This is a genomic window from Polyangium sp. y55x31, assembly GCF_029946505.1.
Taxonomy (GTDB): Bacteria; Myxococcota_A; Polyangia; order Polyangiales; family Polyangiaceae; genus Polyangium.
This window is the reverse complement of sequence record NZ_JARZHG010000007.1, coordinates 353076-367369: the sequence shown is the minus strand read 5'-3', so window position 1 is coordinate 367369 and position 14294 is coordinate 353076. Positions and strand designations below refer to the sequence as shown.

Genomic DNA, 14294 nt, shown 5'->3' with positions numbered 1-14294 from the left:
GAGCCCGCGCCGCCGCTGCCGCCCGCGCCCGCGCTGCCGCCCGAGCCCGGGCCCGCCGCGTCGCCGCCCGACCCGCCCGAGCCGGCGGATCCGCCGGATCCCGTCGTATTCGCGCCCGGGCCGTCCCCCGAGCAGCCCCAGCAAACGAGCGCCATCGCCGCCGTGGCCCGGCCGATGTTCCAAGCAAACCAGTTCGTCATGGCGGGAGCCTATCATCGGCCGGCCCTCCCGTGGTATATGCCCCGCCATGGCACAGGTCCACGGCGGCAGGCTCGTATCGAAGGCGCTCGCGCGGCACGGGGTCACGCACCTCTTCACGCTCTGCGGCGGGCACATCCAGGCCATTTACGATGGGTGTCTCGACGACGGCATCCGCGTCGTCGACGTCCGGCACGAGCAGACCGCGGGTCACGCGGCCGACGCCTGGGCCCGCGTCACGGGCAAGCCCGGCGTTTGCGCGGTCACGGCCGGCCCCGGCGTCACCGACACCGTCACCGCCGTCGCCAATGCCCAGCGCGCGGGCATCCCGATGATCGTCATCGGCGGCGCCGGCCCGCGCCTGCTCGCCGACATGGGCTCGCTCCAGGACATGAACCACGTCGAGCTCATGCGCCCGGTCACGAAGTGGAGCGTCTCCGTCCCCTCCACCGACCGCATCCAGGAGTACATCGACGCCGCCTTCCGCATCGCGCAGGGCAACGTCCCCGGCCCGGTCTTCCTGGAGATGCCGCTCGATCTGCTCATGAACTTCGGCGACGACGCCCCGCCCGCCACGGTTCCTTTCGACGAACCCCCGCGCCCCGCCGGCAATCCACACGCGGTAGCCCGCGCCGCGGCCATGCTGCGCGAGGCCGAGCGGCCCATGTTCATCGTGGGCACGCAGCTCCGCTGGTCGCCGCGCAAGGAGATCCTGCGCGCGTTCGCCGATGCGATCGACGCCCCGTATTTCCTGAACGGCATGGCCCGCGGCGGCCTGCCGCACGCGCACCCGAACTTCTTCGCCCGGTCGCGCCGCGTCGCGCTTGGACAAACCGATCTCTGCGTCGTCCTCGGCACGCCCTTCGATTTCCGCCTCGAATACGGCCGCGCCATCAATCCGGGCGCGCGGGTCGTTCAGATCGACCTCGACGGCAACGAGATCGGCCGCAATCGCAAGGTCGACGTCGCCATTCACGGCGACAGCGGCCTCGTCCTGGAGCAGCTCCTCGCCGAGGTGAAAGAGAAGCGCGCGCCCGGCTGGATCGCGGCGATGCGCGCGGCCGAGGACAAGTCGCGCGCCAAGATGCAGCCCGAGATCGACGCCACGACCGACCCGCCGAACCCGCTGCGCGTCTGCGACGAGATTGGAAAGCGCCTCGGCAAGGAGGACATCGTCATCGGCGACGGCGGCGATTTCGTGGCCACGGCGGCGAACGTGATCAAGCTCGAATGGCCGCAGCTCTGGATGGACCCGGGCCCGCTCGGCACGCTCGGCGTCGGCCCCGGTTATGCGATGGCCGCGAAGCTCGCCCGTCCGGGCGCGCGTGTCGTGCTCATTTACGGCGACGGCTCCTTCGGCTTCAACGCGGCCGAGTTCGAGGCGCTCGCGCGCCAGGGCATTCCGGTCGTCAGCATCATCGGCAACGACGCCGCGTGGATGCAGATTCGCCGCGGCCAGGTCGACCTTTACGGCGCGGAGCGCTCGCCGGCCACGTCGCTCGATTACACGCGTTATGAAAAGGTCGTCGAGGCGCTCGGCGGCGTGGGCTACTGGGTCGAGCGCACCGAGGACCTCGGACCGGCGCTCGACGCGGCCTTCGCCGCGGACAAACCGTCCTGCGTGAACGTCAAGATCGCCCGCAGCGAGTTCCGCAAGGGCGCGATCAGCGTGTAGCGAGGCGGGAGGTGGAGCTCCGCTTCTGCAACCCCGAGCTCACGAGCCTGGACGATCTCGACACCGAGATCCTCGCGTGCAGCGTCTGGGCGGACGCGCGCCCGGTGCACGGCGCCTTCGGTCTTTGCGATTGGCGCCTCGCCGGGCACCTCTCCGGCCTGCTCCGCAGCGGCTTTTTGACGGGCAAGCTCGGCGAGGTCCTGATGGTGCCGGGCAAGCCGCGCCTCACGTTCGACAAGCTCCTGTTTTTCGGGGCGGGTCCACGTGAGGGATTCGGCGAGGAGGCCTTCCGCCGCGTCGTTCAGCACATGCTCGACGTGATGGAGGGCCTGGCCGCGCGCGTCGCGGTCGTCGAATTGCCGGGCCGCCCGGACGGCCTGATCCCGGCCGAACGCGCGGCCGACATCCTGCTCGCGAGCGCCGGCCGCAAGCGCGAGCACGACGTCTGGACGCTCGTCGAGGGCGCCGACGGCAAGCAACGGATCACGCAGCACATGATCGAAGAGCGGCGGCGGGTGCGGCGCGTTCTCTGAAATTCAGAGCGCCTGACAAACCCCTTTCCGTTCCGTATTGCAGATGCGCCCGTCGACCTTCGGCGCGAGCGGCTTGTTCTCTTTTTTCAGCGCGGCGAGCTTCTCGAGCACGACCTGCTTGATGTCCGGCCCCTTGGCGATCACCTTCGCCGAGCTCAGCACCGAGTAGCCGTCCTTTTTCCCCTTCGGATCGACCAGGTAATCGATCGTGACCGCGTAGAGCACGTCCTTCGGCCCGATCTTGCGAGGTTTGGCGCCGAGCAAGGTCAGCTTCGAGGCCGTCTTCTTGGCCGTGTCGTGCTCGAAGGCGAACCCGGCGATTTGCAGGAAATGCCCCTGGCCTGTCCAGTCCTCGATGCTGTGGTTCACGACCTTCTGCAAGGTCTCGCCGTTGATCTCGATGAGGTGGAGGATCGCCGGATATGCGAAGAGCTCTTCGATGTTCCGCGTCGTGATCTTCTCGCCTTTCGGCAGGTTCAGGTTGATCCGCAACGTCCCGCTGTTCACGAAGGCGAGCTGCGGGCGCTTTTTTTCCTTGGGGAATGCGGCGAGCGCCTGGTCGAGGATCCAGTCACCGAGGTTCGTCTCGAAGCGGCGAATTTCGAGCTCCTCGGCGATGAGATCCTCGCCCGCCGTGCCGAGCACCTCGGAGAGGCAACCGGAGCCCGCGGGCAAGCTGCGCGTCTTCGCGCAGTATTCGTCCTCGTGTTTCTTCAGCGTGGCGTCCACCCACGCCTTCATCTCGGGGTCCTCGGGCACGGCCGCGCCTTCGAGCGGCACCCATTCGTGGGAGATCCGAAGGTTGCCATTCGAACGATCGATCGTCAGAACGTTTGCGCTCACAGCATCCGCGTCGGCCTTGTAGACCACGCGCTCTCCCACCGCGGCTTTTTGCTTCTGATGCTCGTGCCCGCCGAGGATCACGTCCGGTCCTTCGGCGCCGAGCGTTTCGAGCAGCCCCCGATCCGTCGTCATGGACAGGTGCGTCAGCGCCACGACCACGTCCGCGCCCTCTTTTCGCAGCGCCGCCGTCTGCGTGCGCGCGGCCTCGACCGGGTCGTGGATCGCCGCGATGTACGGCTGATCCGCGCCGATCGTCACGCCGAACAGGCCGAGCTTCAGCGGCCCGCAGGGCACGATCGTCCGCGGCAGGACCTTTCCTTCGGGCAGGCTCACCGCGGGCTTGCCCGCGTCGTCGGCCTTGAAATGCACGTTCGCCGAGAGCCAGCGGAACTCCGACTCCGCGAGCCGCGCCGAGATCACGGACGGGTCGTCCTTGTCGAACTCGTGATTGCCGAACGCCGCGAAGAGCCGCGTGTCCTGGCCCGGACCGCCGTCGAGCCGGCTCACGGCCTCGACCATCTGCCGCCCCTTGTACATGTTGCTGAGCAGCGACGGGAACAACATGTCGCCCGCGTGCAGCACCACGAGGTCCGGATACTTCTTTTCGAGCTCCTTGCGGATCGTCCGGACCCGCGCCATGCCGCCCTTGCCTCCGGGCAATGCTTCGATCCGGTACGTATCGTTGATCGAGAGCACCGCGCAGCCCGTCTTCGGCGCGGGCGGCGGCGTCGCGGCCGTCGTCGTCTCCGTCGTCGGCGTGGCCTTTGCGGGTTCGTCCGGGCCTTTCGCGGGCGTCTCGACCGCGGGCGCGCCGCAGCCCGCGGCGACGACGAGAGCCATGAGCAGGGCAGGGGCGTGTGTCCGGGCACGATCACGAATCCGAGGCAGCATCGTTCCGAGCGTACACGCCACCCCGCGCCGAAAGCCAGCGCGACATCGCTGTTGACTTTCAATTTCAAGAACGTTACAGGGCATCGGCTCCCTCGAGAATCGCATGCGCCCTCGCACCCTGCTCGGCTCGTTTTTCCTGCTCGCCTGCGTGACCCCGGCCTTCGCCGACGAGGCCAAGCCCGCGCCCCCGGCCCCCGACGCCCCGCCAAACGAGGCGCCCGCGAAGGCCGCGCCGAGCCCCGACGCCGCTCCCGCAAAGCCCAAGGAGGGCGAGGCCGAGGCGCAGGCGGCGCCGTCTCCGGTGATCGAGGTGAGCGTGCTCGGCCGGAGCGACGACGCGCTCCAGAAGGTCCCAGGCTCGGGCACGTTGATCGGCGCGAAGGAGATCCGCCGCGCGATGCCCGCGGAGACGGGCGAGATCCTGCGGCGCGTGCCGGGCCTCGTGGTGCGGCCCGAGGAGGGGCTCGGCCTGCGGCTCAACGTCGGCATGCGCGGCCTCGACCCGACGCGCAGCCGTCAGGTGCTCATCCTCGAAGACGGCATGCCCGTCGCGATCAACCCGTACGGCGAGCCCGATCTCTACTACTCGACGCCCGTCGAGCGCATCCGCGCGGTCGAGGTCGTGAAGGGCTCGGGTAGCATTTTATTCGGACCTCAAACCATTGGCGGCGTCGTCAACTTCCTCACGGCGCTGCCCCCGGACAAACCCGAGTGGTCGCTCGAGGCGCAGGCCGGGCAGCGCAACTACTTCAAGCTTTCGGGCCTGTACGGCGGCACGGCCGGCGACGCGCGGTACGTCCTGCAATTCACGCGCAAGCAAGGCGACGGCTTCCGCGACATCGAGTTCCACGCCACGGACTTCATGGGCAAGGTCGCGTTCCCGACCTCGGCGCGCGGCGAGGCCACGTTCAAGATCGCGGTGTACGACGAGTTCTCGCGCTCGACGTACGTGGGCCTGACGCGCCACATGTTCGAGCTCGACCCGCGGACGCCCTCGATCGCGCCGCACGACGGGTTCAACGTGCGCCGCTACGACGCCTCGCTCATGCACGAATACCGGTTCTCCGAGGCGACGCGGCTGCGGACGTTCCTCTACGGCTACATCACGGATCGCGACTGGCGCCGGCAGAACTACGACCGCGAGGCCAAGCCGGACGTGACGTACGAGCGGATCGTCGGTGATCCGACGGTCTCGGGCGCCGCGATCTATTTCCGCAATACCTCGATGGTCCGGGACCGCGATTACCAGGTCCTCGGCATCGAGCCGCGCGTCGAGCACCGCTTCGAGACGGGCCGGGTGCGCCACACGATCACGGCCGGCGCGCGCGCGCACATCGAGACCGCCGACCGAAAGCAGTTCCAGGGCGACATCGTGAACACGGCGGCCGGGAACCTCGAGACCCGGGAGCACCACCGCACGTTCGCGCTCGCCGGGTATATCCAGGACCGCCTCGCGTTCCGGGACGATTTGCTGGTCACGCCCGGCGTGCGCGTCGAATACGCGGCGAACCTGCGCAGCGTGGATCGAACGGCCGAGACCGGCACGTCGAAGGACGTGACGAACCGCGGCACGAGCGATTCGCTCGCGGTGATGCCCGGAATCGGAATGGTATACGGCACGCCGAAGCTGAACTTCTTCGGCGGGGTGCACGTCGGGTATGCGCCGCCGCGCGTGTCGGCTGCGATTTTGCCGGGCGGCCAGGACGCCCAGCTCGACGCCGAAGAGAGCACGAACTACGAGATCGGCATGCGGCTCGCGAGGCCGAAATGGATTCGCGCCGAGGTCACGGGGTTCGTCATGAGCTTCCGCAACCAGATCGTCACCGGCACGGAGGCGAACGGGCAGCAGAGCGAGCTCGCCAATGGCGGGCGAACCCTGCACCGAGGCGCCGAGGCCCAGGTCACGGTCGGCCTCGGCCAGGCGCTCTCCTTGCCGCTCACGATCGATTTGACGGGGCGATACACCTTCTCCGTGGCGACGTTCCGCGGCGGGCCGTTCGACGGCAATCGGCTGCCGTATGCGCCGCTCCACACGGCGAGCGCGACGCTCGACGTCGAGCATCGGATCGGAATCGGGGGGCAGGTCGCGTGGAGCTACCTGAGCGACCAGTTCGCCGACGAATACAACACGGTGCTCGTGGACCCCACGGGGCGCATCGGCGTCGTGCCGGCGTATCACCTCGTCGACGTGGCTTTACGCTACCGTCACGCGAAGACGGGGCTCGGCGCGCTCCTCACGGTGAAGAACGCGCTCGATCAGGTGTTCGTGGCGACGAGGTTGCCCGACGGGATTCAAACGGGCGGATTCCGTCAAATCAACGTCGGGCTGCGGTGGGATCACCGGTAGGACGAAGACCGATTACTTCGGATCTTCCGGCGGGATCGGGGCCGTGCCGACGGTGGTGCCGGCCTCGGCGCTCCATTGCCAGTTGTCGATGATGGCCGTCGAGTCGAGGACGCCGTCGCCCGAATCGTAGGCGCCCCAGCGAATCCGAATGATGCTGCCCGGCGTGACGGGCGCCTGCGTCTTCAGCCAGCTCGTCGCCGCGTGCGGGTAGCTCGGATCATCGAACCCGGTGCCCGCGAGCTCCGCCGTGCCGAGCGGGCAATTGAACGATTTTCCACCCGCGGTGCAGGGCGGACCGTTCACGCAGCCGCAGACGTTCATGAACGCGTTGTTCACGCTGATCGGATTGCCCTGCATGTCGAACGAGATCTGCCCGTCCGTCTGGCCCGCCGGGATCGGCGAGAGGATCGCCACGAAGAAGTCGTTGTACTTGCTGCAGATGTAGCCCGGCCACTCGTACGTGTAGAAGTTGAAGTCGAACGAGAAGCCCTTCGCATTCTGCGGCACGCGAATCTCGAGCTCGACCGCCGTGGCGTCGTACGGCGTCCCCGTGATCACGCCCGGGCACGCCGGCGACTCCTTCGGGAAGCCCTGCGGATGGCCGCTGTTGTACCCCTTGCTGAAGCCGCTCGGGCTCTGGTAGCCCGGGTCCGTCGGCTGACGCGCCGAGCCGCTGGAGACGCTGAAGATCTTGCTGCCCCCGCGCGGCGTGACGTTCGGGCCGAAGCCGCTCAAGACGCCGTGGCCGAGGTGATAGTTCGCGCTGCCGTTCGCCGGCGAGCCGTCGGCCATGACCCATTGCGCGCTGAGCACGCCCCAGTCATTGCCGCCCGGCGTGGCGATCTTGCAGAGCTCCACGGCGCGCGCCGCGTCGAACGGATCCTGCGTGTCGGTCGCGATCCCGCTGTCGCAGGTCTCGACCGCCTCGTCGACCACCATGTTGCAGTTCTCGTCCGAGGGCTTGTACTCGGGGTCCATCGCGTCGCCCACGACCTCGACCGAGTTCGGGCTGACGTTCGCGTCGCAATCGTTGCAGTCGCCCGCCGCCTCGCTGAACCCGTCGCCGTCGTCGTCCAGGTTGACGTCGGTGCTGCAGACGGGCTCGCCGGCGCCGCTGCCGCCCGCGCCGGGGCCGACGAACGAGCCGCCCACGCCGTCGGCGTTCGAGCCGCCCGAGCCCTGCATGTTGCCGCCCGTCCCGCCGCTGCCATCCCCGCCCGCCCAGTCCTCGCCGCCGGAACCGCCGTCGCCAAAGACGTTTTTGCCGCCCGTGGCCGTGCATGCGGCGCCCAGCACGGTGCTGCCTGCAAGGCCGACGAGCCCGATCCACTTCACCAAGTTCCGCATGGCCACTCCTTGAAAAGCTGAACCGCGTCGAGGCCTCCGGCCCCGACGAACGTGGGGGCCGTGCGGCCGCGAGCAGTCTACAGGCAAGGCGTGTCCGTCGTGCAGCAAGAAATCGGCGGAAGGACGCACGAAAATCGACGACCTATTGTCCGGGGCGAACCCCGAGCGCCCAATGGTCGGCTGCTCCCGTCCCGCAGCTAACGCGCCCGACCGGTCTCCGCCATCGCGCGCCAAAACCGCTCGAGCCGGTGCTCGATCGCGCCGAAGACCGTGCCCGCAGGATAATGGCCGGTGTCGTCCGCGATACCGGCGGGCGAGCCTGTGAGCAGCTCGATACCTTCTTCGACCGCAGAAACCACGTGAACGTGGAATTGTTTACGCTCGATAGCCTCGACCACATCGCTGCGCAACATCAGCGCGTGCTGATTCGTGGCCGGGATCAGGACGCCCTGATGGCCCGTCAGGCCTTTGGCCGCGCAGAGATCGTAGAATGCCTCGATTTTTTCATTGAGACCACCCACGGGCAGGACGCCGCCCTGCTGATCGACGCTGCCCGTGACCGCGAGGTCCTGCCGGAGCGGATACCCGGAGAGCGCCGAGAGCAGCGCGTAAAGCTCGCTCGACGAGGCGCTGTCGCCGTCGATCGCCTCGTAGGTCTGCTCGAAGACGAGCGAGGCGCCGAACGAGAGCGGGCGGAGCTGCGCGAACCGGAGCGACAAGAAGCCCGACAAAACGAGCACGCCCTTCGCGTGGATCGGCCCGCTCATTTCGACCTCGCGCGCGATGTTCACGGGGCCCTCGGTCCCCGGATACACGACGGCCGTGACGCGGCACGGCCGGCCAAACGTGACCGGTCCGTCGCTCAAGACCGAGATCGCGTTCACCTGGCCGACGCGTCGGCCCGTGACCTCGATGCGGATCGTGCCGTCAGCGAGCAGCTCGTGGACCTGGTCGCGGAAATGATCGCTCCGCCGCCGCGCCGCCGCGAGCGCACCCACGATCTCGCCGCCGTCGATCACGCGTTTGCCCTTGCGCGTGGCGCGGTAGCTCGCCTCCGTCGCGACCTCCGCCAGGAGGCCGAGCTGCGCGGTGACCTTGCGCTGGCTCTCGGCGAGGCGGCCGCCGTAGAAAAAGAGCTCGGCCACGGCGTCGGCCGTGAGCGGCAAGAGGCGCCGCTCGCGCACGATGTCCGCGAGGAACGAGGGGTACGTCGCGAGCGCCGCGCCGAGAGGCATCGTGCCCTCGAAGCGCGCCTGCACCTTGAAGAGCTGCGAGAACTCGGGGTCGGCCTCGTGCAGGTCCTGGTAGAGGTCGGGGCTCGCGATGAGCACGACCTTCAGGTCGAGCTGCATCGGCGGGAACATGAGCTCCTCGCTCGTGCCGCGGTAATACGTGGGGTTGTGCTCGGGCACGATGAACTTGCTCGCGAGCAAGCACGCCTTGAGCTGCTCGTAGAGCGCTTCGTTCTTGAGCAGCGCGTTCGCCGGCAGGATCAAAAATCCCCCGTTGGCGAGGTGCAACGCGCCCGCCACGGCGAACCCCGGCTCCGGCGGCGTGCCCGTGTCGGGCGGCGCGTAGCTCCGGCCGAACAACGCCGACAAGGTCGGATACGGGACCTCCACGACCGGCGCGCCCGACCCCGGCTTGTGCTCGGTGAGCAGCGTCGGCACCACGATGCCCTGCACGAGCACCGGCTGTTCGTCATTGCCGGGTTCGTCCACGAGCAAGCGCGTCTCGCGCGTGACGAGCGTCTCCACATCGCCGAGGAACGCGAGCAGCTCCTCGCGGCCCTCGAAGCGCGCGCGCACCGGCGAGAAGCACGCCTTCACCGCGTCGCCGAGGAGCTGCTTCGTCGTCGCGCGGAGCTCCACGTCGGCCTCGTCCTGCACCTCGGCGAGGCGCTCCTCGAAGCCCTCGATCGCCGTCGTGATCTGCCGGATCGACTCGCTCGGCGGGCTCTCGTCGACGAGCGGCGTCACCTGGAACTCGCGCCCAGCGCGCACCACGTCGAGCCCGAGCTCCTTCGCCTGCGCGCGGAGCTCCTCCTCGAGCCTCGACTCCTCGGCCTCCACGCGCCGCTGCCCGCGCGCCCGCGCCTGCTTCCACCGCTCGCCTTCCGTCGCGCCGTGGATCGACTCGAGGAGTTTTGCGTAGAGCTCCTCCATCGCCTCCGTGAACGGACGTCCCTCGCCCGCGGGCAGCGTCAGCACCGTCGGCTCGCTCGGTCGCCGCGGGTTCGGCAGGAGCAACATGTCGTCGGGCGTGGGCAACGTCGCGGCGAGCCTCCGGGCGACCTGACGCGCGCAGAACGTCCGGCCCGAGCCGGACGGACCCACGACGACCACGTGAAACCGGGAGTGGCGGATATCCAGTCCGAACGAAAGCGCCGCGAGCGCGCGCTCCTGCGCCGCGATGCCCGAGACGGGCTCTACCTCTTCGGTCGTCTGGAATGGCAGCTCCGCGGGCTCGATGCGCTTGAGGCACTCCGCTGCGGTAAGCTCACGTGCGGGCATATCACCGGAAGATACCACCCGACCCCGCCCCTCGCCCGGCCCTCCGCGCGCGGCGTCGCCGACGTCCACGACACCACGCGCGAGAGCCTGTCCGTCTCGTCAGCAGCAACGCAGCACGAGCACGGGGCAGGTCGCCTTACGCAGGACCCGCTCGAAGACCGCGCCATGCTCCTCGCTCCGGAGCCCGTGCCACACGAGCACGGTGAGATCCACGCCGAGGGTGTCGGCGAAGCGGAGGATCTCGTCCGCGGGGGCGCCGGCGCCGAGGAAGAAGCGCGTCGGCACGGCCTCGGGGCAGTGGCCGATCGTCTTCAGGAAGCGATGCACGAACTCCGCGGAGAACGCGGGCCACTCGTGATGCGGCTGGTCCACGTACTGCGGCGCGCCCATCGCGCCCGGCTCCAGGTGCGGGCCGTGTTGCGCCTCGCCCACGAGCACGATGTCGAGCGACGCGCCCGCCCGCCGCGCGAGGTCCCCGGCCGGCTCGAGCGCGCTCGCCGTGCTCGGCGTCCCGTCGAGGGGCACGAGGATCCGCGCGAGCGAGACCCGCTCCTCCGGCCGCACCACGATCACCGGCGCGTGCGACCGCTCGATCGTGTGCGCCGCGAGCTCACCCACCCCGAGGCCCCCGCGCTCGCGGTTCTCGGCGCCCACGATCACGAACGCCGTCGGGTGCGCCTCCGTGAAGGCCACGATCCGCTCCACCGGATCGCCGGCCTCCACGTCGAGCACCACGCCGTCGAGCGCGTGCGGCGAAAGCCCGAGGAGCCTCGACAGCTCCCCGGGCGCGACCTTCGTCTCCGACACGAAGATCCCGTGGAGCGGCTCGTGCAGCGTCCTCGCCACGAGCCGTCCCATCGCGATCGCCGCGTGGGATGCGGCGGCGTCCGCGCTGTTCAGGGCCACGAGCACCCGCTGCCTCTTCGGCCGCGCCTCGCTGCGCGGCCCTTCCTCGGCGCCTCGCTCGACGCCGTGCGACATCGCTTCCGCGAGATCCGCCGGCTTCATGGTTTGATCTCCTCCCACGCCAAAAACCCTTCTTCCTCGCGCCGCGCCACGTAGGCCCGTCCGGGCTCGGCGCGCACCTTGTGTGTCGTCCCTGCCGCGCTCTCCACGGCGAGCCCGATCGGCGCGGTCCCTCCGGTCACGTGCACCTCCACCGCGCCCGGCAGCGCGTGCACCATGAGCGACCGACCGCGGAGCTGCATCGGCAAGGACACGCGCCGCATGCCCGGCAGGAGCGTCGGCGCGACGATCAGCGTCTCCGGGTCCTCGGGCGCCGTCCGGAGGCCCGCCACGCCGAAGGCCACGGCTTGCCACAGGCTCCCGAGCCCTGCCGCGTGCACGCCGCCCGCGGCGTTGCCCATGTTGTTGCCGAGGTCGATCGACGCCGTCTGTTCGAGGTACCGCGTGGCCGTTTCCAGAAGCCCGAGCCGCGCCGCCACGAGCGCATGGATCCCGGGCGACAGCGAGCTGCCGTGGGCCGTGCGTGGCTCGTAATAGAGAAAGTTCTGCTTGCGCGCGCTCGGCGAAAACTCGTCCCACAAGAGCGCGAGGAGCTGCACCACGTCGGCCTGCTTCACGACCTGCGAGTGCCGCGTCCGCTCGCGCCCGAGCAGCACGTCGATCGGCACCGTGCGCGGCGAAAACGCGGCGACGTCCACGAATTCGAGGTCGAAAAACCCCTTGTGCTGTTCGAGCAGCCCCGTGCGTGGATCCTCGCCGAGGTACATTCGCCCGGCGATCTCCTCCCAGTGGTTGACCTCCTCCGGCGTGACCCCGAGCGAAGCCGCCTTCGTGCTGCCCACGCCCCGCGCGATCGCCACCGCGTACCTCAGGTTCTGCCGCGCCATCCAGTTCGTGAACGCGCTATCGTCCACGCTCTCGTGGTACTCGTCGGGCCCGATCACCCGGTCGATGTGGAACTTGCCGTCGACCTTCACCGAGCCGCGGCTCACCCAGAAGCGCGCCGTCTCGATGATGATCTCCGCGCCCTCCTCGCGCAGGATCCGCTCGTCGCCCGTGCTCTGCGCGTAGGCCCAGACCGCGTACGCCACGTCGGCGCTGATGTGGTGCTCCTCCAGCCCCGACAGGATCGGCACGATCTCGCCGACCGGGCTCCGCACGAACTCCGGCGTCGTCTCGTCCCCCGTGTCCGCCGACTCCCACGCGTAGAGCGCGCCCGCGTAGCCGAGCTTCTTCGCCTTGCGCCGCGCGCCGTCGATCGTGAGGTGCCGGTAGAGCAGGAGCGTCCGCGCCGCCTCGGGCCACGTGTGCACGTAGAACGGCACCATGAAGATCTCCGTGTCCCAGAAGACGTGACCCCGGTACGCCTCGCCCGAGAGCGCGCGCGCGCCGATCGAGCAGCGCGGATCGTTCGGCTGCACCGTCGCGATCAGGTGGTAGAGCGCGAACCGGAGCGCCCGCTCGATCCGCGGCGCCCCGTCGATCTCCACGTCCGACTGCTTCCATCGCGTCTGCCACGCCGCCACGTGCTCGCCGAGCAGCGCGTCGAACGACGTCGCCGCCGCTTCCCGCTCCAGCAGCTCGACCCGCTGCACCGGTGCTGTTCCGTCACGTGACGTGAACAGACCGACCACGCGGTGCAAGACGCTCGGCTCGCCGAGCCGGACGTGCAGCGTGCACCGCTCCATCGCCGACACCGGCCCGAGCTCCCGCTCGCAGCGCATCTCGAGTGCGCCCGGATCCGCCGCCGTCGTGCGCGACGCCAGCGCGAGCTCGAGCCCGCCGTGCGTCTTGCCCACGAGGATCGGCCCCACGAGCCCCTGACGTGGTTCGAACCCGGCCCAGTGCGACGCGCCGCTCCCGCTCTTCACGTCGCCCGACAAGACCGCGTCGATCAAGACCGTGCCCGAAAAATTCTGCGGCGCGATCTCCACGGCTTCGAGCAGCAGATGCCGGTTCGAGAGCGACGCGAGGTGCGCGGTCCGGATCCGCGTCGCGTGCCCGCCCGGCCCCGTCCCGAGCCCTTCCCGCAGGAGCAGCCCGCGCCGCATGTCGAGCGTCCGGTGGTGCCGCTCCATCGTCGTCGTCTCCACCCCGAACGGCTCGCCCTCCACCATGAACCGCAGGCGCCCCCAGTCCGGCGCGATCACGAGCTCCGGCACGGGCGACACGTCCGACGACAGCTCGAACGCCCCCGCCAGAAACGTCGCCGGCCGCGACACGCTGCTGCCCTCGGCCAGCGATCCACGCATCCCGAGGTACCCGTTCGCGATCGTGAGCAGCGACTCGATCTCGTGCTCCCGCGCCACGTCGAAGCCGCTCTCCACCACCATCCACGCCGGATCGCGCGGCGGCGCGAACGGCCCGAGCTGTGCTTCCAGCGCGAGCTGCTGCTCCAGGATCTCCGCGAGGGCCGGCAGCCCGCCCGCCTCGCCCACGACGAGCACGTCCTCCGGAGCGAGCCCGAGCGGCTGCGCGATCTCGCGCATCATGAACGAAAGCACGTCCCCGTGGTCCGCCGCCGGCACGACCCCGACGGGCCGGCCGCGGTGGTCGAATCCGAAGAGGTGCGCGCCCCCGTCCGTCGCGACGTAGAGCCGTTTCCTCGGCTCGTCTGCGATCGCCGTATCGATCGCTGGCGCGAGCGCTTCGAGGCTCGCGTCCGTCACGATCGCCACCCGCGCGCCTCGGCCGAGTAACGTGCCCACGAGTCCGAGCGTCTGCGTCGACTCGGGCGCTTGGGCCGACGTTCCGCGCAGATCGAAGCTCAGCACGAACACGCGAAAGACGTGGTCGAGCTCGGGCCGGAGGGACGTCGTGACGAACCCGGACGAGCGACCGGACGCAGGCTCTCGGATTTCGGCAGAAGCGGTGGACGTCATGGGCCTCGTTCATCGAGCGAGGACCGTGCCGACATCGTGTGCCCCCGAGCTCACCCGATCCGTGCAGGGCCGTGGCATTTGCATCCACCGCGCACGGAG

9 protein-coding genes are annotated in these 14294 nt (G+C 69.5%); 3 read left to right on the top strand and 6 right to left on the bottom strand.

Features of this window, described 5'->3' with window-relative positions:
• A partial coding sequence (locus tag QHF84_RS16690; RefSeq protein ID WP_281314295.1) for a hypothetical protein occupies positions 1–200 on the bottom strand: 200 nt, incomplete at its 3' end.
• 47 nt (positions 201–247) lie between these two features.
• Between QHF84_RS16690 and QHF84_RS16685 the strand changes: the two genes are divergently transcribed.
• Both QHF84_RS16685 and QHF84_RS16680 read left to right on the top strand, forming a co-directional pair.
• A complete protein-coding gene (locus tag QHF84_RS16685; protein WP_281314294.1) occupies positions 248–1873 on the top strand; it encodes a thiamine pyrophosphate-binding protein in 1626 nt (541 codons plus the stop codon).
• A gap of 11 nt (positions 1874–1884) precedes the next feature.
• Positions 1885–2406: a M17 family peptidase N-terminal domain-containing protein gene (locus QHF84_RS16680; protein ID WP_281314293.1), complete on the top strand. Its 522-nt coding sequence runs from the start codon at positions 1885–1887 to the stop codon at positions 2404–2406.
• A gap of 3 nt (positions 2407–2409) precedes the next feature.
• On the opposite strand, the gene QHF84_RS16675 is transcribed toward QHF84_RS16680, so the two are convergent.
• Positions 2410–4140, bottom strand: a complete 1731-nt coding sequence (locus QHF84_RS16675; protein WP_281314292.1) for a bifunctional metallophosphatase/5'-nucleotidase — start codon at positions 4138–4140, stop codon at positions 2410–2412.
• A gap of 103 nt (positions 4141–4243) precedes the next feature.
• Here QHF84_RS16675 and QHF84_RS16670 point away from each other — a divergent pair, with 103 nt between their 5' ends.
• Positions 4244–6487: a TonB-dependent receptor gene (locus QHF84_RS16670; RefSeq protein WP_281314291.1), complete on the top strand. Its 2244-nt coding sequence runs from the start codon at positions 4244–4246 to the stop codon at positions 6485–6487.
• A 12-nt stretch (positions 6488–6499) separates the two neighbouring features.
• On the opposite strand, the gene QHF84_RS16665 is transcribed toward QHF84_RS16670, so the two are convergent.
• The 4 genes from QHF84_RS16665 to QHF84_RS16650 form a co-directional block, all read right to left on the bottom strand.
• The gene (locus QHF84_RS16665; protein ID WP_281314290.1) at positions 6500–7834 is read right to left on the bottom strand and encodes a hypothetical protein; all 1335 of its coding nucleotides are present in this window, start codon (positions 7832–7834) and stop codon (positions 6500–6502) included.
• A 197-nt stretch (positions 7835–8031) separates the two neighbouring features.
• Entirely contained in the window at positions 8032–10347 is a 2316-nt protein-coding gene (locus QHF84_RS16660; RefSeq protein WP_281314289.1) for an AAA family ATPase, read from the bottom strand.
• Between the two features lie 99 nt (positions 10348–10446).
• Entirely contained in the window at positions 10447–11355 is a 909-nt protein-coding gene (locus QHF84_RS16655) for a universal stress protein (protein WP_281314288.1), read from the bottom strand.
• Positions 11352–14195 (bottom strand): glycoside hydrolase family 65 protein, encoded by a 2844-nt coding sequence (locus QHF84_RS16650; RefSeq protein ID WP_281314287.1) that lies wholly within the window; start codon positions 14193–14195, stop codon positions 11352–11354. The genes QHF84_RS16655 and QHF84_RS16650 overlap by 4 nt, the downstream gene beginning before the upstream one ends.
• Positions 14196–14294 lie beyond the last annotated feature (99 nt).

Bases quoted from the DNA above. Each gene is read 5' to 3' on its own strand.
- QHF84_RS16685 (WP_281314294.1), top strand. From the start codon at position 248: ATGGCACAGGTCCACGGCGGCAGGCTCGTATCGAAGGCGCTCGCGCGG.
- QHF84_RS16675 (WP_281314292.1), bottom strand. From the start codon at position 4,140: ATGCTGCCTCGGATTCGTGATCGTGCCCGGACACACGCCCCTGCCCTG.
- QHF84_RS16670 (WP_281314291.1), top strand. From the start codon at position 4,244: ATGCGCCCTCGCACCCTGCTCGGCTCGTTTTTCCTGCTCGCCTGCGTG.
- QHF84_RS16665 (WP_281314290.1), bottom strand. From the start codon at position 7,834: ATGCGGAACTTGGTGAAGTGGATCGGGCTCGTCGGCCTTGCAGGCAGC.
- QHF84_RS16660 (WP_281314289.1), bottom strand. From the start codon at position 10,347: ATGCCCGCACGTGAGCTTACCGCAGCGGAGTGCCTCAAGCGCATCGAG.
- QHF84_RS16655 (WP_281314288.1), bottom strand. From the start codon at position 11,355: ATGAAGCCGGCGGATCTCGCGGAAGCGATGTCGCACGGCGTCGAGCGA.
- QHF84_RS16650 (WP_281314287.1), bottom strand. From the start codon at position 14,195: ATGACGTCCACCGCTTCTGCCGAAATCCGAGAGCCTGCGTCCGGTCGC.